This window comes from Streptomyces tendae, from assembly GCF_014650435.1.
Taxonomy (GTDB): Bacteria; Actinomycetota; Actinomycetes; order Streptomycetales; family Streptomycetaceae; genus Streptomyces; species Streptomyces tendae.
Genome location: NZ_BMUY01000003.1, coordinates 502,675 through 523,982 on the forward strand (window position 1 = coordinate 502,675; position 21,308 = coordinate 523,982).

Annotated in this window: 20 protein-coding genes; 11 read left to right on the forward strand and 9 right to left on the reverse strand. The window is 74.1% G+C overall.

All coding sequences use genetic code 11. The annotated features are described in order from the left end of the window. Positions 1–6: 6 nt before the first annotated feature. Together IE258_RS10910 and IE258_RS10915 are read left to right on the forward strand one after the other, a co-directional pair. On the forward strand, positions 7–918 hold the full coding sequence (locus IE258_RS10910; protein WP_189742152.1) for a carbohydrate ABC transporter permease: 912 nt from the start codon (positions 7–9) through the stop codon (positions 916–918). Between the two features lie 114 nt (positions 919–1,032). Further along, complete coding sequence (locus tag IE258_RS10915; RefSeq protein WP_189742154.1) at positions 1,033–2,472, forward strand: GH1 family beta-glucosidase; 1,440 nt, start codon at positions 1,033–1,035, stop codon at positions 2,470–2,472. Positions 2,473–2,631: 159 nt separating this feature from the next. Here the strand turns inward: IE258_RS10915 and IE258_RS10920 are convergent, their stop codons facing one another. The 3 genes from IE258_RS10920 to IE258_RS10930 all read right to left on the reverse strand — a co-directional run bounded on the left by IE258_RS10920 (position 2,632) and on the right by IE258_RS10930 (position 6,414). Continuing rightward, positions 2,632–4,098 (reverse strand): glycoside hydrolase family 18 protein, encoded by a 1,467-nt coding sequence (locus IE258_RS10920; RefSeq protein ID WP_189742158.1) that lies wholly within the window; start codon positions 4,096–4,098, stop codon positions 2,632–2,634. Between the two features lie 181 nt (positions 4,099–4,279). After that, a complete protein-coding gene (locus tag IE258_RS10925) occupies positions 4,280–5,713 on the reverse strand; it encodes a sensor histidine kinase (RefSeq protein ID WP_189742161.1) in 1,434 nt (477 codons plus the stop codon). Then, the gene (locus IE258_RS10930) at positions 5,710–6,414 is read right to left on the reverse strand and encodes a response regulator transcription factor (protein WP_161379919.1); all 705 of its coding nucleotides are present in this window, start codon (positions 6,412–6,414) and stop codon (positions 5,710–5,712) included. Before IE258_RS10930 ends, IE258_RS10925 begins: the two co-directional genes overlap by 4 nt. 119 nt (positions 6,415–6,533) lie before the next feature. Here IE258_RS10930 and IE258_RS10935 point away from each other — a divergent pair, with 119 nt between their 5' ends. After that, positions 6,534–7,097 (forward strand): hypothetical protein, encoded by a 564-nt coding sequence (locus IE258_RS10935; protein ID WP_229892050.1) that lies wholly within the window; start codon positions 6,534–6,536, stop codon positions 7,095–7,097. 22 nt (positions 7,098–7,119) lie between these two features. On the opposite strand, the gene IE258_RS10940 is transcribed toward IE258_RS10935, so the two are convergent. Further along, positions 7,120–7,989: a spermidine synthase gene (locus IE258_RS10940; protein WP_189742167.1), complete on the reverse strand. Its 870-nt coding sequence runs from the start codon at positions 7,987–7,989 to the stop codon at positions 7,120–7,122. A 67-nt stretch (positions 7,990–8,056) separates the two neighbouring features. Further along, on the reverse strand, positions 8,057–8,437 hold the full coding sequence (locus IE258_RS10945) for a hypothetical protein (protein ID WP_229892052.1): 381 nt from the start codon (positions 8,435–8,437) through the stop codon (positions 8,057–8,059). Between the two features lie 283 nt (positions 8,438–8,720). On the opposite strand from IE258_RS10945, the gene IE258_RS10950 reads away from it, so the two are divergent. Next, positions 8,721–10,142: an NsdA family TPR-like regulatory protein gene (locus tag IE258_RS10950; protein ID WP_189742170.1), complete on the forward strand. Its 1,422-nt coding sequence runs from the start codon at positions 8,721–8,723 to the stop codon at positions 10,140–10,142. A 138-nt stretch (positions 10,143–10,280) separates the two neighbouring features. Here the strand turns inward: IE258_RS10950 and IE258_RS10955 are convergent, their stop codons facing one another. Further along, complete coding sequence (locus IE258_RS10955; protein WP_189742173.1) at positions 10,281–10,877, reverse strand: histidine phosphatase family protein; 597 nt, start codon at positions 10,875–10,877, stop codon at positions 10,281–10,283. 213 nt (positions 10,878–11,090) lie between these two features. Here IE258_RS10955 and IE258_RS10960 point away from each other — a divergent pair, with 213 nt between their 5' ends. Genes IE258_RS10960 through IE258_RS10975 form a run of 4 tightly spaced genes read left to right on the forward strand, consistent with a single transcriptional unit; the run spans position 11,091 to position 16,234 of the window. Continuing rightward, positions 11,091–12,080, forward strand: coding sequence for a phosphatase PAP2 family protein (locus IE258_RS10960; protein WP_189742176.1), 990 nt, complete (start codon positions 11,091–11,093; stop codon positions 12,078–12,080). Continuing rightward, on the forward strand, positions 11,977–13,248 hold the full coding sequence (locus tag IE258_RS10965; RefSeq protein ID WP_189742179.1) for a hypothetical protein: 1,272 nt from the start codon (positions 11,977–11,979) through the stop codon (positions 13,246–13,248). The genes IE258_RS10960 and IE258_RS10965 overlap by 104 nt, the downstream gene beginning before the upstream one ends. Next, positions 13,239–14,876 (forward strand): amino acid adenylation domain-containing protein, encoded by a 1,638-nt coding sequence (locus IE258_RS10970; RefSeq protein ID WP_189742182.1) that lies wholly within the window; start codon positions 13,239–13,241, stop codon positions 14,874–14,876. The genes IE258_RS10965 and IE258_RS10970 overlap by 10 nt, the downstream gene beginning before the upstream one ends. After that, positions 14,873–16,234 carry an AAA family ATPase gene (locus tag IE258_RS10975; protein WP_189742186.1) on the forward strand — a complete coding sequence of 454 codons (1,362 nt, stop codon included), beginning with the start codon at positions 14,873–14,875 and terminating at the stop codon, positions 16,232–16,234. The genes IE258_RS10970 and IE258_RS10975 overlap by 4 nt, the downstream gene beginning before the upstream one ends. A gap of 60 nt (positions 16,235–16,294) precedes the next feature. Here the strand turns inward: IE258_RS10975 and IE258_RS10980 are convergent, their stop codons facing one another. After that, positions 16,295–17,281 carry a helix-turn-helix transcriptional regulator gene (locus tag IE258_RS10980; RefSeq protein ID WP_189742189.1) on the reverse strand — a complete coding sequence of 329 codons (987 nt, stop codon included), beginning with the start codon at positions 17,279–17,281 and terminating at the stop codon, positions 16,295–16,297. A 104-nt stretch (positions 17,282–17,385) separates the two neighbouring features. On the opposite strand from IE258_RS10980, the gene IE258_RS10985 reads away from it, so the two are divergent. Continuing rightward, complete coding sequence (locus IE258_RS10985) at positions 17,386–17,751, forward strand: VOC family protein (protein ID WP_189742192.1); 366 nt, start codon at positions 17,386–17,388, stop codon at positions 17,749–17,751. Positions 17,752–17,762: 11 nt separating this feature from the next. On the opposite strand, the gene IE258_RS10990 is transcribed toward IE258_RS10985, so the two are convergent. After that, positions 17,763–18,371 (reverse strand): TetR/AcrR family transcriptional regulator, encoded by a 609-nt coding sequence (locus IE258_RS10990; protein ID WP_189742659.1) that lies wholly within the window; start codon positions 18,369–18,371, stop codon positions 17,763–17,765. Positions 18,372–18,494: 123 nt separating this feature from the next. Between IE258_RS10990 and IE258_RS10995 the strand changes: the two genes are divergently transcribed. Next, on the forward strand, positions 18,495–19,349 hold the full coding sequence (locus tag IE258_RS10995) for an NAD(P)H-binding protein (RefSeq protein WP_189742196.1): 855 nt from the start codon (positions 18,495–18,497) through the stop codon (positions 19,347–19,349). Between the two features lie 12 nt (positions 19,350–19,361). Here IE258_RS10995 and IE258_RS11000 read toward each other — a convergent pair whose 3' ends face one another. Continuing rightward, on the reverse strand, positions 19,362–20,228 hold the full coding sequence (locus tag IE258_RS11000; protein WP_189742199.1) for an SDR family NAD(P)-dependent oxidoreductase: 867 nt from the start codon (positions 20,226–20,228) through the stop codon (positions 19,362–19,364). A gap of 198 nt (positions 20,229–20,426) precedes the next feature. Here IE258_RS11000 and IE258_RS11005 point away from each other — a divergent pair, with 198 nt between their 5' ends. Continuing rightward, positions 20,427–21,305 (forward strand): helix-turn-helix transcriptional regulator, encoded by an 879-nt coding sequence (locus IE258_RS11005; RefSeq protein ID WP_189742202.1) that lies wholly within the window; start codon positions 20,427–20,429, stop codon positions 21,303–21,305. Positions 21,306–21,308: the final 3 nt, after the last annotated feature.

The following is a 21,308-nucleotide window of genomic DNA, read 5'->3' on the forward strand; positions in this document are numbered from 1 at the left end:
CCGGCCGTGACGACGACCATGACGAAACCCCCGGCCGACGCGGCACCCGAGCCGCCCCGGCGGGGCCGACGACGTTCCAAGGCGGCGCGGGCGGGCGGCACGCTGCACGCCGGACCGATCGCCTACATCATCCTCGCCCTGTTCACCATCGGCTCGCTGTTCCCCCTGGTGTGGACGGCGATCGCCGCCTCGCGCGACAACCAGCGGCTCGCCCAGACGCCGCCGCCCTTCTGGTTCGGCGGCAACCTGTTCGACAAGCTGGAGATCGCCTGGAACGACGCCAACCTCGGCGAGGCGTTCCTCAACACCACCATCGTGGCCGGCACCTCGGCGCTCACGATCGTCTTCCTGTCGACGATCGCCGGTTTCGCCTTCGCCAAGCTGCGCTTCCGCGGGCGGGGCGCGCTGATGCTGATCGTCATCGGCACGATGATGGTGCCCCCGCAGCTCAGCATCATCCCGCTGTACATGATGGTCGCGAAGCTGGACTGGTCCGACCAGCTCCAGGCGGTGATCCTGCCGTCCCTGGTGAACGCGTTCGGCGTGTTCTTCATGCGCCAGTACCTGCTCCAGGCACTGCCCGACGAGATCATCGAGGCCGCCCGCGTCGACGGCGCCAGCAGCTGGCGCGTGGTGTGGCACGTGGTGTTCCCGGCGGCGCGGCCCGCGATGGCCGTGCTCGGCATGCTGATGTTCGTGCAGTCCTGGAACGACTTCCTGTGGCCGTTCCTGGTGCTGACGCAGAACGGCAGTCCGACCGTGCAGGTCGCCCTCGCCGGACTGGGCCGCGGCTACACGCCGGACCAGTCCCTGATCATGGCCGGCGCGCTGCTCGGCACGCTGCCGCTGCTCCTGGTGTTCGCGATCTTCGGCAAGCAGATCGTGGGCGGCATCATGCAGGGCGCCGTCAAGGGATGACCGCCGTCCCGGGGGCCGGGCCACCGCCGTCCCGGCCCCGCCTTCCCCCCTCGTACCTCCACCTGTCGGTCGTCCACGACCCGACCCGCCATGACCCGCAATGGGAGCGCTTCCATGCCTGAGTCCGCAACGCCGGTGACCCCGGTGACCTTCCCCCCCGCCTTCCTCTGGGGCGCCGCCACCTCGGCGTACCAGATCGAGGGTGCGGTGCGGGAGGACGGCCGTACCCCCTCCATCTGGGACACCTTCAGCCACACGCCCGGGAAGACGGCCGGCGGGGACACCGGTGACATCGCTGTCGACCACTACCACCGCTACCGCGACGACGTGGCGCTGATGAAGGACCTGGGCCTCGGCGGCTACCGCTTCTCGGTCTCCTGGACCCGGGTGCAGCCGACCGGCCGCGGCCCCGCCGTCCAGCGCGGCCTGGACTTCTACCGCCGCCTGGTGGACGAGCTGCTGGCCGCCGGGATCAAGCCTGCCGTCACCCTCTACCACTGGGACCTGCCGCAGGAGCTGGAGGACGCGGGCGGCTGGCCCGAGCGGGACACGGCGTACCGGTTCGCCGAATACGCGCAGATCGTCGGCGAGGCGCTCGGCGACCGGGTGGAGCAGTGGATCACGCTCAACGAGCCCTGGTGCGCCGCCTTCCTGGGCTACGCCTCCGGTGTGCACGCCCCCGGCCGCACCGACCCGGCGGCCGCGCTGCGCGCCGCGCACCACCTGAACCTGGCGCACGGCCTCGGCACGGTCGCGCTGCGTTCGGTGATGCCGGCCCGCAACTCGGTGGCGATCAGCCTCAACACGTCCGTCGTGCGGCCGCTGTCGCAGAACCCGGCGGACCTGGCGGCGGCGCAGAAGATCGACGACCTGTCCGGCGGGATCTTCCACGGCCCGATCCTGCACGGCGCCTACCCGCCCTCGCTCCTGGAGGCCACCGCGCCGGTGACGGACTGGTCGTTCGTCCAGGACGGCGACCTGGGCCAGATCCGCCAGCCGATCGACGCGATCTGCCTCAACTACTACACGCCCACGGTGGTGTCGGCGGCCGACGCCGACTCGCGTGCGCCGCGCGCCGACGGCCACGGCGCGAGCGACCACTCGCCGTGGCCCGCGGCGGACGACGTGGCGTTCCACCAGCCGCCCGGCGAGCGCACCGAGATGGGCTGGAGCGTCGACCCGTCCGGCCTGCACGAGCTGATCATGCGTTACAACCGGGAGGCTCCCGGCATGCCGCTGTACATCAGCGAGAACGGCGCGGCCTACGACGACAAGCCCGGCGCGGACGGCTCGGTGCACGACCCTGAGCGGGTCGCCTACCTGAACGGCCACCTCACCGCGGTCCGGCAGGCCATCGCCGACGGCGCCGACGTCCGGGGCTACTACCTGTGGTCCCTGCTGGACAACTTCGAGTGGGCGTACGGCTACGAGAAGCGCTTCGGCGCGGTGTACGTCGACTACGCCTCCCAGCAGCGCACCCCGAAGTCGAGCGCCCTGTGGTACGGGCGGGCGGCCCGCACGGGGACGCTGCCGCCGCTGGACGCGGTCGAGTAGCCGCTCGGGGAAGAGCCGGTACTCGGGAGCCGGGACGGGGGGGGCCGGTACGGGGAGCCGGGACGGGAAGTGAAGCGGGGCGCGGCATCCGACGGGGGGATGCCGCGCCCCGCTCGTGGGACCGGTGTGGGGCCCGGTCCGACGGGGAGGAGCCCGGGCCTACTTGTAGGCGGCGAGCGCCTTGGCGAAGGCGTTCGGCTCCTGGTCCACGGAGCTGCAGGTGGCGTCGGCCGAGGGCTTCGGACCGCCGGGGCATGCCTTGTCGCGGGTCGCGGACCACATGGACAGCGCGCCCAGGCCCTTGGACTTCGCGAACTCCACCAGCTGGGCGGCGTCGTCGACCTTGAAGACCTCACTGGCGACGTCGTTGACGCCGATCATCGGGGTGACCGCGACCGTCTTCCAGGCGTCCGCGTCGGACAGGCCGAGGACGCCCTTGATCTGGGCCTGGGTGGCGGTGGCGGCCTGCTCGGCGTAGGTGCCCATGTCGTCGCTGTACGCGGGGCCGTAGTCCATCGCCATGATGTTGACGGCGCCGATGTCCACGCCGTTCTTCTTCGCGTCGGCGAGCAGGTCGACGCCCGCCTGGGTGAGGCCCTCGGGCATCACCGGGAGGGTGAAGGAGACGTCCAGGCCGGGGTGCTCCTTCTGCAGCGCTGCGATCGCCTGGGCGCGGCGGGTGTTGGCGGCCGTGTCGGGCAGCGCGCCGCCCTCGACGTCGAAGTCGACCTTGGTGAGCCGGTAGGCGTCGACGACCTTGCCGTACGCCGCCGCCAGAGCGTCGGCCGACGTGCAGGTCGTGCCCAGTTCGGAGCCGGAGGCGCCGCCGAAGGAGACCCGGACGTCGCCGCCCTTCGCACGCAGGTCGCCTATCTGGCCGGCGACGGCGTCGCTGCCGAGGTCGGTGACGCCGCCCCACTTCGGGGTGCAGCCGCCGCCGTCGGTGACGAAGGCGAGGTTGTACTCCTTGACGCCGGTCGCCGCGGAGTGCGCGAGCAGGTCGAAGGCCGGGTAGAGCGAGGTGTCGACGTACGGCGCGAAGCCGGCGCCCGCCGCGGTGCCGTCGCCGGGGGTCCCGGTGGGCGCCGGGGTGGTGGCGCTGTCGGTCGGGGTCGGCTCGGCGCTGTCGGTCTCCGTGGGGGTGGGGGCCGGCGTGGCCGGGGGCTCGGTGGGGCGGCCGCTGGGCTCGGGGGTGGCGCCGTCGTCGGTCGAGCAGGCGGCGTCGTCGACGAGGCAACCGGTCGGGTCGGCGGTGCCGTTGACGACGAAGCCGACGGTGACGGACTCGCCGGCCTTCAGCCCGTCCGTGTCCCAGGCGGGCGGCGTCACGGTGACGTGCTGACCGTCGGTCTTCGACTCGGCGTTCCACAGGGAGCCGAGCTTCGCGCCGGAGGGCAGGTCGAACTCCAGGGTCCAGTCCGCCTTCGCCTCCCCGGTGTTGTTGGTGACGACGTACTGGGCGGTGTAGCCCGTCGACCACTGGCTGGTCTTCGTGTACGCGGCGCCGACCGGGGCGGCCTGGGCGGTGCTGGTGAACAGCAGCGCCCCGCCACCGGCCACGGCCGCCGCGACGAGGGCGCCGATCGCCTTGTTCCTGCCACTGACCTTGCGTCGGTGCGTGCGCATCACGTGCCTGCCTTCGCTGTTCACGGTGCCCCCGCGGGAGACGCGGCGAGGGCGGGGTGGGGGTGGGTGCGGCAGCACGCTAGCGACCCGGAAACGGGCAAAGAGCCTGATCCGGACGGGGGTTGGCGATCTTAGGGTGGGCTTAAGGAAGGGATCGGGGCCGATTAATGGTCACGACCGGTCAGCGCTCGTGACCGGCCCGGGCCGGCGGCGGCGTCGGCGCCTGCGTGGGCGTGGGCGTACGGCCCTGCCGGCGTCGGCGTACCGCTCCCCGGTGTCCGCGCCGCACGGGCGCCGTCCGGCCGTCCAGCTGGATCCAGATCCGCACCTCGGTGCCGCCCAGCACGGAGGAGCCGATGCGTACGTCGCCGCCGGTCGACTCCGCCATCCGGCGCACGATGTCCAGGCCGAGCCCGGTCGACCCGTCGGTGCCCGAACCCCGGCCGCGGGCCATGGCCGCCTCGGGGTCGGCTATCCCGGTGCCCGCGTCGGAGACCAGCACGATCACCGCGTCCTCGCCGTTGTGCAGGTCGACGGCGAAGGCGGTGCCCTCCGGGGTGTGCCGGAAGACGTTGCCGAGCAGGGCGTCGAGGGAGGCGGCCAGGTCGGTGCGGGCCACGGGTATGCGCACCGGCCGGTCGGCGCCGGCCACCCTCCACTTGCGGCCCTCGTCCTCGGCGAGCGCCGACCAGAATCCCATCCGCTCCCGGACCACCTCGGCCGCGTCGCACCCGGCGCCCGGCCCTGCGGCGGCCGTCTGGGGCTTGGCGTCCCGTGCGGTGCGGATGATCGTGTCGACCTCGCGCTCCAGCTGCTCGACGGCGGCCCTGGTCTGCTCGGCGGCCGGGCCGTCGCCGAGCGAGGCCGCGTTGAGCCGCAACACGGTCAGCGGGGTGCGCAGCCGGTGGGACAGATCGGCGGCCAGCTCCCGTTCGTTGGCGAGGAGCTGGACGACCTGGTCGGCCATGGAGTTGAACGCGACCGCCGCGCGCCGCAGTTCGTCGGGCCCCTCGACGGGCACCCGCGCGCCCAGCTTGCCCTCCCCCAGCTCGTGCGCGCCGTCGACCAGGCGCCGTGCGGGCTGCACCATCCGTACGCCCAGCCGGTCGGCGACCGCGACCGAGCCGACGATCAGGGCGGCGCCGACCGCGGCCAGCACCGCCCAGGCCGTGCCGACGCCGTTGGTCACCTCGGACTCGGGGACGTACACCTCGACGACGGCGATCTCGCCGGAGCTGAGCGCGACCGGCTGGAGCAGGGTGGAACCGCCGCCCACCTCGGTGGTGGAGGCCCGCCCCATCCGCCGTACGGCGGCGATGTCCTCGTCGGTGGCGCGCTGCCGCCCGATGTCGGTGGCGCCCCCGCTCCGATCCCCCGGCGCCGGTATGTGCACGGCCATCCCGGCGTCCGAACCGGCGGAGGCGACGACGCGTTCCAACTGCTCGCGGTCGGTGGTGATGGACAGGGCCGGGGCGACGGCGGCAGCCTCCCGTTCGGCGTTGGAGAAGGCACGGTCGCGGGCCATCTCCCGGATGACGAGTCCGAGCGGCACGGCGAAGGCGACCACGACCATCACGGTGACCGCGAGCGAGACCTTGACCAGGGCCCATCTCATCGTGGTGGCTCCAGTCGCGGTGGCTCCAGCTTCACGCCGACGCCGCGCAGGGTGTGCAGATAGCGCGGCCGGGCCGCGGTCTCACCCAGTTTGCGGCGCAGCCAGGACAGGTGGACGTCGATGGTCTGGTCGTCGCCGTAGGACTGCTGCCAGACCTCGGCGAGCAGCTCCTTGCGGGGCACGACGACCCCGGGGCGGCCGGCCAGGAAGGCGAGCAGGTCGAACTCGCGGCGGGTCAGGTCGAGGACCGCGCCGTCCAGTTCGGCCTGGCGGCGCAGCGGGTCGACGGTGAGGCCGCCGACCCGCAGGACCGTGGGCGCCGCCGCCTCCGCCGGGCCGCCGCGGGCACGGCGCAGCACGGCCGCCATCCGGGCCGACAGGTGCTCCACGGAGAACGGCTTGGTGAGGTAGTCGTCCGCGCCCGCGTTCAACAGCCGTACGACCTCCGCCTCGTCGTCCCGGGCGGTGGCGACGATCACCGGTACGTCGGTGATGCCGCGCAGCATCTTCAGCGCCTCGGAGCCGTCCAGGTCGGGCAGTCCGAGGTCCAGGATCACCACGTCGAACCGGAAATGGGCGACCTCGCGCAGCGCCTCCAGTGCCGTGCCCACGCTGCGCACGGTGTGCGAGGCGTCGGTCAGCTGCCGGATGAGCGCCGAGCGTACGAACTGGTCGTCCTCGACCACGAGCACACTTGCCATGGGCGGCACCGTACGCCATACGGACCGACCCGGTCCGGGCCTGTGGACAACTGCGCCCCGGCCCGCGTCACACCGCTTTCGGGCGACACGCACGGGGCGGGTGGGGCAGTATGGCCGCGATGCGCAGAGGACTCGTCCACGTGATCGCCTGGCTGCTCGCCACCGGCGCTGCGGTCACGCTGTCGTGGTGGGGCGTGCACACGGTGATGGCGGGCACGGCCTACGACGCTCCCCGGGCGCTGCCGATCACGGCGGCGGACGCGAGCGTGCGGGACGGGGAGAGCGACGACGGGGATTCCCTGGCGTCGTCCACCAGCCGTCCGTCGCCCTCGCCGTCGCCGTCGGTCAGCGCGTCGCCGACGCCGAGCCGCACGTCCCGCGAGCCCGGCCCCGCCCCGTCGCGCACCGCGCCGTCCAGCACCCCGCCCGCGGACCCGGCGAGCCCGGCACCCGACACGTCCGGCCAGGTCAGGAGTTACGACACCGACGGGGGCCGCGCAGTATTCGACCTCGGTACGTCGTCCGCGTCCCTGGTGTCGGCGACACCGGGCGCGGGCTGGTCGATGCAGGTGTGGAAGACGGAGTCGTGGATCCGGGTCGAGTTCACCTCGGGCGCCGACCGGGTGTCGGTGTTCTGCACCTGGCACGACGGGCCGCCGCGGGTGGAGATCGGCAGCTACTGAACCGGACCGCTCCGGTACGCGCTCACTTGAACACGGATTCCGGCGGCGCGGGCGAGTCCACCGCCGCCGCGTCCGTCACCGGTTGGGCGCCCCCGGTGAAGTCGGTGAGCGCGCGGCCGTGTTCCACGCGCGCGGGGTGCGGGTCGGAGGCGGCCCGGCGGGTGAGTTCGGCGACCGGCAGCGGGCGGTCGGCGGCGACCAGGATCGCGTTGCCGAAGCGTTTGCCGCGCAGTACGGCCGGGTCGGCGACGAGCGCGAGTTCGGCGAACCGGGCCGCGGCGGTGGCGATCTGGCCGCGCAGGTGGGCCAGCGGCGGACCGTCGGCGAGGTTGGCGGCGTAGACCCCGCCGGGCGCGAGCGCGCGCCGCACCTCGTCGAGGAACTCGGTGGAGGTCAGGTGGGCCGGGGTGCGGGCCCCGCCGAAGACGTCCGCGACGACGAGGTCCGCCCAGCCGTCGGGCACCTTGGCGAGACCGGCGCGAGCGTCGGTGGAGCGCACCCGGATCCGTGCGCCGGGGTCGAGCGGGAGCTCCCGGCGGACCAGCTGGACGAGGGCGGCGTCGCGCTCGACGACCTGCTGGGTGGAGCGCGGGCGGGTGGCGGCGACGTAGCGGGCGAGGGTGAGGGCGCCGCCGCCGAGGTGCACGGCGTGCACGGGTCTGCCCGGCGGGGCGGCCAGGTCGATGACGTGGCCGATGCGGCGCTGGTACTCGAAGGACAGGTACGCCGGGTCGTCAAGGTCGACGTGGGACTGCGGGGCGCCGTCGATCAGCAGCGTCCGGGCCCGGGGCCGGTCCCGGTCGGGCACCAGCTCGGCGCGCCCTTGGTCGACGTCCTCGACGACGGTCTCGGCGGCAGCGCGCCCACGGCGGGCGTTCCTGGACTTTCCCATCGGTCCATTGTCCCGGTCCGCACCGGTCCCTTGTCCCGGTCCGGCCTCGGACCGGGACCGGCGGTGCTCAGCGGCAGCTGTCGGCGGCCCTGATCAGCCGGGCCGCCTCGCCCAGCGCGGCCCGCAGGACGGCGGGGTCGGTCGCCAGGTCCGCCTCGCCGGGCGGCAGCAGCCAGTCGGAGCCCTCCACGGGCGGCTCGGGCGCCGGGACGATGCTCAGTCCGCGGCCGTCCGTCTCCGTGCAGGTGCTGCCCGGCACGTCCCAGGCGGCGGCGGTGCCCGGCGGCACCAGGAATCCCAGGGTGTCGCAGCCGTCGTCGTGGATCACCGAGCCCACCCCCTCACCGGCTCCCCGCCTGAGGATGTCGACCGCCTCCAGACCCTGCCGGGTCGGCACGGTGACGACGTCACAGGCGTCGCAGGGGGGAACGCTGACGCTGGTGTCCATCCCGGCCTCCACCACGGAACTCCTCCTCGGACGAGCGGCTCGGGAGTCGGGGGCCTCCCGGTCCACCCGGTTCAACGCGGCGGTCCGTCAACGGCTACGGCCCAGTACCGCCGCAAAGGATGGCACTTCATGGCAGATCGTGGATGAGATATCCGGTTTGTAGCCAAACACCGCGTGGCCGCTCCGTCACAGCCGGTACGTTCTTGCTCGCCGGAAACAGGGCCGTCAGCCTTGTCCGCCCGTTCCCGGCATGGTTCGACGGTTCGCACGAGAGGACCCGGCCATGGCGTCGTCAACGGTGACCTCCGCCCAGCCCGAACGGCCACCGCGGCCGAACCTCGCCTTCAGGCGGTTGCGCGGCAAGCGCTCCCCGGCGGAGTTCGCGGCGGCGGTCCGCCGGGCCGCGCGCGAGATCGGCGAGCGGGTCAGCTGCGACGCGCGCTACGTCGGCCGGGTCGAGGCGGGCGAGATCCGCTGCCCCAACTACGCGTACGAGCGGGTGTTCCTGCACATGTTCCCCGGCCGCACGCTCACCGACCTGGGGTTCGCGCCCCGCTCGTCGGTACGCGGACGCCAGGCGCGCTCCACGAGTGAGTCGAGAGGGGCGGGTGAGCCGTATGAGACGTATGACACGCGAGACACGCACGACCCGCACGACCTGTACGAAACGCACGACAACAACGAGGAGAGCGACGTGCTGCGTCGCGCATTCATGACGAGCGGAGCCACGGTGGCCGCCGCCTCGCTGGGCCCGCTGGGACTCGCCTTCGACGCCGCGGCGGCCGGGCGCCCCGCACGCCGGGCCGGGACGGGCGAGGCCGGCGCCCTCGAAGAAGCCGTCCGCCGGATCCGGCTGCTCGACGACCGGCACGGCGCGGACGGCCTCTACCGGCGCGCGGCGGCCCCGCTGCGCACCGCGTACGCGCTCCTGGACGCCGGCGCGTCCCGGCAGGCGACCGCGGACCGGCTCTACACGGGCGCCGGGGAACTGGCGATCTCCGTGGGCTGGCTGGCACACGACTCGGGGCGCTTCGACGACGCGCGCTCCCACTACGCCGAGGCCCTGGCCACCGCCCGGATGAACGGCGACGCGGGCCTGGAGGCGCACGCCTTCTGCAACATGGCGTTCCTGGCCCGTGACGCCGGCCGCCCGCGCGAGGCGGTACGGGCGGCCCAGGCCGCGCAGCGCGCCGCCCGTCCGCTGGGCTCGGCCCGGCTGATGTCACTGCTCTCCCTGCGCGAGGCGGGCGGCTGGGCGGGGCTCGCGGACCGGGTCGGCTGCGAGCAGGCGCTGGTGCGCGCGCAGACCTTCTTCGAACGGGGCCCCTCGGACGCCGACCCCGAGTGGATGAGCTTCTACGGCGAGGCCGAGCTGGAGGGGCTCGAGGCGCAGTGCTGGTCCACCCTGGGCGACTGGCCGCGGGCCGCACGGCACGCGCGGCGGGCGGGCGATCTCCAGGACCCGCACTTCACCCGGAACCTCGCGCTGTACTCGGCGGAGCTGGCGGACGACCTGGCCCGCGGGGGCCGCCCCGACGAGGCGGCGGGGGCGGGCATGCGGTGCCTGGACCTGCTGGGCGAGGTCCAGTCCTCCCGCATCCACACGATGCTGGCGGGCACGGCCCGGGTGCTCCTGCCCCACCGCCGGGCGTCGGGCGTCTCGACGTTCCTGGACCGCCACGGAGCGCTGCCGCGACCGGCGTGACATCGATCGCGGGTTCCGTGGGGGTGGGTGCGCAACCCGGCGTGGCGGGGTGCCGCTGCGCCCACCCGTGCCGCCTGGGGGTACCCCCAGGCCGTTCAGGCACTGGGGGAGGCACGACTGCCCGCAGTTGCGGAGCCGTCAGCCGACCAGGTGTCCCGAGTCGTTCCAGCTCTCCACCGCCGGCTCCCCGTACGCCCACCCCAGCACCGACAGCGACGTCGGATTCAGCCGTATCCGCGCGCCGAAGGACAACGGCAGCCCCAGCCACCGCGCCCCGATCGCCCGCAGGATGTGCCCGTGGGCGAAGACGAGCACGTCCCGCTCCGCCTCCCGCGCCCAGGCCACCACCTCGTCCGCGCGCGCGGTGACATCCGCCACACCCTCTCCCTCCGGGACCCCGTCCCGCCAGATCAGCCACCCGGGCCGCACGGCCTGGATCTGCTCCGGCGTCATGCCCTCGTACGCCCCGTAGTCCCACTCCTGCAGCGTGTCCCACGCGCGTGCGCGCTCGCCGAAACCGGCCAGCTCGCAGGTCTCGCTCGCCCGCACCAGCGGACTGGTCCGCACCTCCACGCCCGGCAGCCCGTCCAGCGGCGTCCGGTGCAGCCGCTCGCCCAGCAGCTTCGCGCCGCGCCGGCCCTCCTCCAGGAGCGGCACGTCGGTCCTGCCGGTGTGTCTGCCGGACAGCGACCACTCCGTCTGTCCGTGGCGTGCCAGCAGGATGCGCGGTGCCATGAAGGGGCCTTTCCGGGAGAAATGTCTGAGGGGACCCCTCCATCATCCCGTACTGTCCGTGCGGGCAACCCGAGGGGCGGTGCCCGCGTCTATCCGGTCCGAGGGCGCTTGGCGGAGCGGGCGCGGCAAGGCCGTAAAGTGGCTCGCCCGTGTCCGTCCGGGCGTACGGGTGAGCGAGAAGTGAGAAGCGTGAGAAGGGGGAGGGCGATCGGATTGCGGCACACCGAGACACCGGGCACCGAGGCGGCCCCGCACCCTCGGCTGCGCTGGTGGACCGAGCTGCCGCTCATCGTCCTCGTGTACGCCTGCTACAGCGCGGGGCGCCTGCTCGTGCGGGGTGACGTCTCCGACGCCGTCGACCACGGCCTGGCCATCCTGGACATCGAGAAGGCGCTCCACCTCAACGCGGAGCACCCCCTCAACCGCCTCTTCACGAGCGAGCCGTGGATCGGCGTACCGGCGGACTTCTGGTACGCGTCGCTGCACTACGTGGTCACCCCGGCGGTCCTGGTCTGGCTCTTCCGCTCCCGCGCGGTGCGCTACCGGGCCGCCCGCACCTGGCTGATGACGTCCACGTTCATCGGTCTCATCGGCTTCACCCTGCTGCCGACCTGCCCGCCCCGGCTGCTGGACGCCGGTCACGGGTTCGTCGACACCATGGCCCAGTACAGCTCGTACGGCTGGTGGGGCGGCGAGGCGAGCGCTCCGCGCGGTCTGGGCGGGATGACCAACCAGTACGCGGCGATGCCGAGTCTGCACGTGGGCTGGGCGCTGTGGTGCGGGGTGATGCTGTGGCGCCACGGCGGCACGCGCACGGCCAAGGTGGCGGGGGTCGTCTACCCGCTGGTGACCACGATCGTCGTCATGGGCACCGCGAACCACTACTTCCTGGACGCGGTCGCCGGTGCGGCCGTGATGGGCGCGGGACTGTTGCTGACGCCGTTCGTGCTGCGGACCGCGGAGCGGGCGCGGACCCGGCTCACGGCCCGTTTCGCACCGGCCGCGGCGGACTCGGCGAACGTCTCCGCGTCCACCCCCGACTCCGCCCGGGACGGCGCGGGTTCCGCGATTGTCAGTGGCGGATGCCAGACTTCCGCGGGTGAGCGATTTCCACGGCAGCGCGAGCAGCGGTTCGGAGCAGGGGCCGAGCCGGACCCCGCCCCCTCGGACGCGGGGGACGAGACTCCGGCACCGACTCGCTGAGCTGCGCGGTCCCGACGTACCGGCCAAGGCGCTGGACGCCCGGGCGCTGGCCGCCCTCGCCGCCAACCCGGGGTGCCGCCGGCGCGCGATCCTCGACGGCGCGGGGGTGGACAAGGCCGCCCTGGCCAGTGCGCTGGGCTCGCCGGCGGCGTTCGGACAGTCGCAGTTCGCCCTCACTCGGGGCAACGCCTTCGAGGCGAAGGTCAAGGCGGACGGCGGCGCCGAGTTGCTGCGGCTCGTGCACGAGAGGCTGGACCGGGGCGCCGAGCCGCCCGCCGAGGCCCGGGTGGAGGTGCCCGACCTGTCGGCGACCGGACCCGAGGGCCGTACGGCGCGCACGGCGCTGGCCCTGCGCGAGGCCGCCGGCACACCCGGCGCGTGGACGCTGCTGGACCATCCGATGCTCGCGCTCGACGTCGCCGGTTCGCCCGCCTTCCTGGAGCCGGACGCCGTGGTGGTGCATCCGGACGGCAGCTGGACGGTCGTCGAGATCAAGTCCTTCCCCATGCTGGACGGCTCCGCCGACCCGGCGAAGGTGGGCGCCGCCGCCCGGCAGGCCGCGGTGTACGTGCTGGCGCTTGAGCGGGTCGCCGCCCGGCTCGACCCGGCCCCGCGCGTGCGCCACCGGGTCCTGCTGGTCTGCCCCAAGGACTTCTCCAACCTGCCCACCGCGTCCGCCGTCGACGTGCGCAAGCAGCGCGCCGTCACCGACCGCCAGCTCGCCCGGCTGACCCGCGTCGAGGACATCGCCGACGCGCTCCCGGAGGGCGTCTGCTTCTCCCCCGAGCTGCCGGCCGAGGAGCTGGCGGCGGCGGTCGAGGCGGTCCCGGCGGCGTACGCGCCGGAATGCCTGTCGGCCTGCGAGCTGGCCTTCCACTGCCGTGCCGGGTCTCGCGAGGCGGGTGCGGTCACCTGCCTGGGCCGCCCGGTGCGGGCCGAGCTGGGCGGTCTCTCCACGGTCGAGGACGTGCTGGCCGCGGCCCGCGGGGAGGCCGGTGATCCGGACGACCCGGCGGTGGCCGCGCTGCGCAGGGCGGCCCGGCTGCGTGCGGAGGCACTGGCGACGGCCGGTTCGCGCTCCGGCGGAGCGGGGACCGCCTCGGCGGCGGGCGACGGCAGCGGTGCCGGAAGCCGGACCGGCGTCGGCGAGGTGTCCGCGTGTCGCTGATCACCACGCTCGCCCGGCTGGAGGCCGTGCGCACCGGCCGGGCCCAGCCCGCCGCCACCGTCCGGCACCGGCACCTGTCCGACCGTCCGCTGGTCTTCGTGCCGCTGACCACCGCCGGTGAGGCCGGGGCCCCGCTCGGCGCGCTGGTCGGCACCGACCGGGACGCGCCGCACCTGCTGGTCGTGCCGCAGCCCCGCGACCGCGACCTGCGCTTCGCGTTCCTGGCCGACCTGGCCGACATCGTGCTGCCGCACATCGAGGCGTACGCGGAGAGCGTCGAGGCCGCCGAGCGCACCGAGACCGACCCGGAGACGGGCAAGCGGGTCAAGGTCGAGGTCGACCTGTGCGCCGACGCCGCGCAGCTGGTCGTGCCCAGCCGCGCGGGCGTCGACTTCGTACGGCTGCTGGGCCGGTCCATGCGCTTTCGGCGTACGGCGGAGCAGGACCCGGAGACCCCGCACCCCGCGCCGCCCCGGGTGCCGCTGCTCGGCCGGTGGCTGACCCACTACGGCGAGCGGGCCCGTGTACCCGGCTCCTCCCTCCTGCTCGCCATGACCGACCTGCTGGGCCGACACTGGGCGACCGGGCAGTCCACGCTGGAGGACCAGCACCTGGGGGCCCTGCTCGCGTGGATCGCGCCGGACGGCACGCAGGGCGCAACCGGCGCGGAGGCCGCCCGCCGCGCCGAGCTGGCCCGCGACGCCGACGGTCAGCTGCTGTGCCCGCCCGCGGGCCCGGCGACCGACCCGGCCTTCGACAACAGGCTGCTCGCCCCCGCCATCGAGCGCCACCACCGCGCCCGCACCGCGCTGGCCGCCGCCGAGGACGGTCTGGAGGCCGACGACCGGCTCGGTGCACTCACGGCCGCGGAGCGGGAGATCCGTGGCCTCGTCGAGAGCCGTACCCGGCCCACCTGGGACGCGGTGTGGCGGGGCCTGGACCTGCTGCGGGAGCTGCCCGAGGGGGCGCACGCCGAGGAGCGCTGGACCCGCGACCGCTGGTCGTTCACCTCCCACCGCGACCGCATCCTGGCCGGCGAGCCGCCGCAGCCGCGCCGCGACGACGCCGTGACGGCGGCGAACAAGCTGGCCACGCGCGAGCGCGAGCAGGCCCGCCTGGAGGCCCAGGAGGCGCTGGACGATCCGCTGGTGATGGCCGGGCGGCGGCTGTCCGGGGAGGCGTTCGCGGGCGAGGTCGTCGACGTGGTGATGGCGTACAGCGAGAGCAAGCGGCCCAGTCCGCGCCCGCTGGTCACGGTCCGCACGGACGACCGCCCGCACCTGGGCGAGCGGGTGAAGGTCTACCGCTCGCTGGGCGGCAAGCCCCAGACGGCCGAGTACGTCGGCCCGGCCGCCCCGGACCACGGCGACGGGACCGGTACCGGGGCCGACGACGGCACGCTGGTCCTGCGGATCATGGACAAGATGGGCCGGGGCAAGGAGCCCGAGGCGGGGTCGGTGCCGGAGAAGGGCGACCTGGTCTGCTTCACGCTCTTCGAGCACGAGCAGCGGGGCGGCGCGAAGCTCCCCGACCCGGAGCAGACGCCGTGGACGCACGGCGGCCCGCCCGGTGAGACGGCCACCGTGCCGGAGGCCGCCGACGCCCAGACCGAGGAGGACGTGCTGTGACCGCCGAGACCCTCGCCGCCCCCGCCCCCGCGGCCTTCGACCCGGGTGCCGAGGCGGCCCGCGCCACCGCGGCGATCCTCCACGACACCCTGCACGGCACGGAGCGCGGTGTCGTCGTGGACTCCCCGCCCGGCGCCGGGAAGTCCACGCTCGTGGTGCGGGCGGCGCTGGAGCTGGCCGAGGCGGGCCGCCCCCTGATGGTGGTGGCGCAGACCAACGCCCAGGTCGACGACCTGGTGCTGCGCCTGGCCGAGAAGGACCCGGACCTCCCGGTGGGCCGCCTGCACAGCAGTGACGCCGACCCGTACGACAAGGCGCTCGACGCGCTGGAGAACGTCCGCAAGTCGGCGAAGGCGGCCGACCTCGCCGGGCAGGCCGTCGTCCTGTCGACGGCGGCGAAGTGGGCACACGTCAAGGTGGACGAGCCGTGGCGGCACGCGATCGTCGACGAGGCGTACCAGATGCGCTCGGACTCCCTGCTCGCGGTCGCCGGGCTCTTCGAGCGGGCGCTGTTCGTGGGCGACCCGGGCCAGCTGGACCCGTTCGCGACGGTGGGCAGCGAGCAGTGGGCGGGCCTGGCCTACGACCCGTCGTCCTCGGCCGTGACGACCCTCCTCGCCCACAACCCGGGCCTGCCCCAGCACCGCCTCCCGGTCTCCTGGCGGCTCCCGGCGTCGGCGGCCCGTCTGGTCTCGGACGCCTTCTACCCGTACACGCCGTTCCGCAGCGGCACGGACCACGGCGACCGGAGCCTGGCCTTCGCGGTGCCGTCGGACGGCTCGGGCCCCGACCGGGTGATCGACGAGGCCGCCGCCGCCGGCTGGGGCCTGCTGGAGCTGCCCGCCCGGCACACCCCGCGCACCGACCCGGAGGCGGTGCGGGCGGTGGCGGCGGTGGTCCGGCGTCTCCTCGACCGCGAAGGCCGGGCGACCTCCGAGCGCTCGCCCGACCCCGCTCCCCTCACCGCCGCCCGCATCGCCGTCGGCACCGCGCACCGGGACCAGGCGGCGGCGGTCCGTGCGGCGCTGGCCGACCTCGGTGTGCACGACGTGACCGTGGACACGGCCAACCGCCTCCAGGGCCGCGAGTACGACGTCACGGTCGTCCTGCACCCGCTCTCCGGCCGCCCCGACGCCACCGCCTTCCACCTGGAGACCGGCCGCCTGTGCGTCCTTGCCTCCCGGCACCGGCACGCGTGCGTCGTGGTCTGCCGCGAGGGCGTCGGCGACCTGCTGGACGACTATCCGTCCACGGAACCGGTCCAGCTGGGAACGCTGGTGAAGTTCCCGGACGGCTGGGAGGCGAACCACGCGGTGCTGGCGCATCTGGCGGAGCACCGGGTGGCCTGGCGACCCTGACGCGGTGCGGCCTCGGCCCGGCCCTCGTTCATGGCCGGGGTCGAGGGCCGTCGGTCCCGTTCATGGACAGGGTCGAGGACTGTCGGCGGCGTGCGCGCGAGCGATTGTGGCCGCCAGCCGTCCGACCAGTCGCCGTGCGGCCTCCGGGGCGACGACCTCGATGTGCTCGCCGAACTGCAGTAGCTGCCGTACGCCGTCGACCTGGTCGTACGCCACGGTGATCTCGACCCGCCCGTCGTCCCGCTGGTCGCCCACCGTCCTGAGCCTGGCGCCCAGGATCCGGCGGGCGAGGTCGAGGCGGGCCGCGTCGACACGAGCCGTGACCGTCACGTGCTTTCTGCGCTCCAACGCCTCGCCCAACTCGCGTGCCGTACCGGCGAGATCGGCACCGGCACGCAAGCGGCGCGGGCCGTCGAGCACGGCCCAGCGCTGGAGCCGGGAGAGCGCGAACAGGCGGGGCCGCCCGTCCCGGTCGGCGACGAGGTACCAGCGGCCGCCCCGCTGGACCAGCCCGTAGGGGTCGACCACGAGCTCCCGTGGGGCGGCGTCCCCGCTCCTGCGGTAGACGATCCGCAGCCGCCTCGCCGTACGCACGTCCCGTACCAGCCCCGCGACGTCGGGCAGGGGCGCGGCGTCCTCGAACCAGGGCCGGTTGTCGATCGCGATCACGTCCGTCAGCGCGAGCGGCAGGTCGTCCCGTACGGGCGGCAGGGCCCGACGGGGCGTGAGCTTGCGCAGCGCCGACCGGGCGGCCGCCTCGCCGCCGAGCTGACGGGCCCGGTCGAGGTCGAGCCCGACGGCCCGCAGCAGGTCCGCCTCGCCGGTCGTCAGCTTCGACAGGTCGGCCTGGTCACCGGGGAGCAGGCTGATGCCGCCGTACTTGCCCCGCTCGGTGAAGACGGGGATCCCGGCGTCGACCAGCGCCCGCACATCGCGCAGGACCGTCCTCGTCGACACCCCCAGCTCCTCGGCCAGCGCCTCCGCGGTGGTCCGCGGACGCGCCTGCAGGGCCGCGAGAAGCTCGATCAAGCGCTGCGGCCGGCTCACCGGACACCTCCCCGCTCCGAACAGGACAACTCCTGTCATGTTCTCAGGCGAGGCTGACACCAAGGGCCGGAACCGACCGGCCCGTCCGGAAGGAGCCGATACCCATGTCCGCACCCAACCTCTTCCTCGTCTACGTCACCGACGTCGAGCGCGCGACCGCCTTCTACTCCGGCCTGTTCGACATCAAGCCGGTGATGACCACCCCGCGCTACGTCCCCTTCGAAGTCGCCCCCGGAGTCCTCTTCGCCCTCTGGAGCGGCCGCGCGGACCGGCTCACGCCGGGGACCCCGCGCACCTCGGAGGTCGGCCTCATGGTCCCGGGCTCCTCGGCCGCCATCGACGCGCTGCACGCCGAGTGGGCCGCCAAGGGCGTCACGGTGGTGGAGGAACCCCACGACGAGCCCTTCGGCCGCACGTTCGCGATCACGGACCCGGACGGCAACCTGATCCGGGTCGCGCCGGTCGACTAGGGCCTGGTCGACTAGGGCCTGTCCTGGAGCCGGACGGGCTCACGCCCGCGGATGCCGTCCAGGAGGTATCCGGTACGGCGGTCGTAGTCGCCCCGGGGCGGCCGTTCGCCGTGTTTGAGGGCGAGGGCGTTGTCGAGGACGAGGGCGTGGAGGTCGCCCGCCGTGAACTCCGGCCGCAGTGCGCCGCCGGCCCGCGCCGCCTCGACGAACTCCTCGTTGGCCACGCTTCCGACCCGGCAGATCTCCATGAGCTGCCCGGAGTGCGGATACGTCTGCAACAGGACGTCGTTGAAGGCGGGCTGGCGGTACTGGAGGTCGCGGATCGCGGTGAGGTAGTACGCGATCCGCTCGCCTGCGTCGTCGACGGTCCGGGTGCGGTCGATGAGGGCGAACAGCTCACGGGCGACGACCTCCTCGATGACGGCTTCGATGAGGCCGACCCGTCCGCCGAACCGGTTGAAGATCGTGGCCTTGCTCACCCCGGCCGCCTTGGCGACCTCCTCCAGCGGCACCGTCAGACCCTGTCCCTGGAAGGCGCCGATCGCGGCGGAGCGGATCTGCTCGGAGTTGCGCCGGGCGTCGGCACGCAGCCGGGGCCCCGGCGGCACCGCACCGGCCATGGTCCTCACCGTCTCTTCCTGTCACTCGACCGTCGCAACTTGACTCGTCGAGTCAGCTTACCTACGGTCGTCGGCGGAGAGAAAGTGACCCATGTGGTCAACTTATGCGGGAAGGCCAAGACCATGATCGTTGTCACCGGCGCCACCGGTGGGCTGGGCGGCACCACCGTCGAGCACCTCCTCAAGCGCGTACCCGCCGACGAGATCGGCGTCAGCGTCCGCGACACCGCCAAGGCGCGGCACCTCGCCGACCGCGGTGTGCGCGTGCGGCAGGGCTCCTACGAGGACCCGGCCGCGCTGCGCGACTCCTTCGCCGGTGCCGAGCAGGTCCTCCTGGTGTCGGGCAACGACCCGGCCGCCGACATCGTCGGCCTGCACCGCGGTGCCGTCGAAGCGGCGGTCGCGGCCGGCGTCCGGCGGATCGTCTACACCAGCCAGCAGGGCGCCGTCCCCGGCAACCCGTACCCGCCGTCGCACTTCCACATCGCCACGGAGGCGATCCTCGCGGACTCCGGCGTCGCCTGGACCGCACTGCGCAACGGCGCCTACGGCCCGCTCGACCAGGTGCTCGGCCCGTGGCGGCGGACCGGCGTGATCACCCAGCCCCAGGACGGCCCCGTCCCCTACACCGACCGTGACGACATCGCCGAGGCCACCGCGGTCGTCCTCGCCGGTGACCGCACCTTCGACGGCCCCGTCGACCTCACGGCGCCGACCGCCGTCACCTTCGAGGACGTCGCGAAGATCGCCTCCGACCTCACCGGTGGCACGGTCGAGCGCGTCGTCCCGGACGACGAACAGTGGGTCGCCGACCAGGTCGCGGCCGGTGTGCCGGAGGAAATGGCCCGGTTCATGCTCACCTGGTACCAGGCGGCCCGCGCGGGCCACTTCGCCGCTGCCGGCCCGCTGCTGGCCGACCTCCTCGGCCGCGAGCCCCGCACCGTCGCGGACCGGCTCGCGGCCGGCCTCACCGCCTGAAGCCCGCCCTGCTCAGGCCGCGGGGAAGTCGGTGCCGGGGGCGGAGGCGGCGGTGGCGTCGAGGTTGGCCCGCAGGGCGTCGACCTTCGCGGTGGCGAAGGCGTGCGCGTCGGAGCCCAGCAGCTGACGCAGGGGGCCGCCTTCGAGACCGGCGCGCTCGATGATGGCGGCGGCCCCCTTGACGGGGTCGCCGAGCTGGCGGCCGTGCAGCGCGAGGTGGTCCTCGACCATGGCCCGCACGGCCGGGTAGTGCTCCGTGGTCTCGCCGGGCAGGACCAGGGAGTCCGAGCCGAGGAAGGACGTGCGGAAGTAGCCGGGCTCGACGACGGTGACCTCGATGCCGAAGTCCGCGACCTCGGCGGCGAGCGCCTCGCTCAGCCCCTCGAGCGCGAACTTGCCCGCGCAGTACAGGGCCCATCCGGGCATCGTGGTCAGGCCCAGGATCGAGGAGACGTTGACGACCCGGCCCGCACGCTGCTCGCGCAGGACGGGCAGCGCCGCGCGCAGCACGTTCCACACCCCGACGATCTGGACGTCCACCATGTCCCGTACGGCCTGGTCGGTGGTCTCCTCGACGGCCGCGAGGTAGCCGTAGCCCGCGTTGTTGACGACGACGTCCAGCCGGCCGAAGCGCTCGGTGGTCCGGTCCACCGCGCTCTGGACCTGGCTCTCGTCCGTCAGGTCCACGGTCAGCGCGAGGAGCCGGCCGGTGTCGGCCGCGCTGCCCAGCGCGGCCTCGAGGCGCTCGGCGGAGCGGGTGGTGGCGGCCACGTTGCTGCCCTGGGCGAGCAGCTGCCGGACCAGTTCGAGTCCCAGTCCGCGGGAGGCGCCGGTGACGAACCAGGTGGCGGGGGCCGTGGGTGTGGTGGTGGCGGGCATGGGTGTTCCTCTTCCGTAGGTGCCGCGACGGGACGCGCCGGGCCGGCTGCCGGACCGGCGCTGACTCGATCGTGGACCGCGCGGGAGTGGTTCGGAGGGCCACGGCAAGCCCTGCGCGGCCTGGGTCGCGCAGGGGTAGGACCGACAGACCCCCCTTCGCGGGGGCCCTCGTCGTCCCGCGCGGGACAGACTGCTCCCATGACCCGCACCAACCGAGAGCTCGCGGACTTCCTCAGGCGCTGCCGCGCCCAGTGCGATCCCGAGCAGGCCGGACTGCCGCCGGACGGCCGCGTCCGGCGCGTGCCCGGCCTTCGGCGGGAGGAGGTCGCCCGCCTGGCCGGTGTGTCCGCCGACTACTACGCCCGCCTGGAGCAGGGCCGCTCCGTCAACCCGTCCCCCGCCGTGGTCGAAGCCGTCGGGCACGCCCTGGGACTGGACGCGGCGAGCCTCGCCCACCTCAAGGACCTCGTCGGCATCACCGCCGCCGTCCCCCCGTCGCGCACGCCGAGCGTGCAGCGTCTGCGTCCCGGGCTCCATCGGCTGCTGGATTCCCTGGACACCGCCGTCCCCGCCCTCGTCCTGGGGCGGCAGTCCGCCGTCCTGGGGGCGAACCGGATGGCCAGGGCCCTGTTCGCGGACTTCGACGCCATGCCGGCCGTCGAGCGCAACTACACCCGCTGGCTCTTCCTCGACGAGGACGCGCGCGACCTGTTCGTCGACTGGGACGTCCAGGCCCGCGCCGCGGTGGAGAACCTGCGCCTGGACGCGGTCCGCGCATCGGACCGGCAGTCCACCGAGGCGCTCGTCACGGAGCTGAGGGAGCGGAGCGACGACTTCGACCGCTGGTGGCAGCAGCACCGTGTGCACCAGCGCACCCACGGCTCCAAACGGCTGCTGCACCCCTTGGTCGGCGAACTCACCGTGGAGTACGAGACCCTTTCGCTCCCCGGTGACAGCGACACCACGCTGTTCCTCTACACCGCCGAACCCCGCTCGGCGTCCGCCGAGGCACTGAGCCTGCTGGCCTCGTGGACACTGGCCGGACCTTCCACGGCCCCGGGACAGTCGCGCGACTGACAC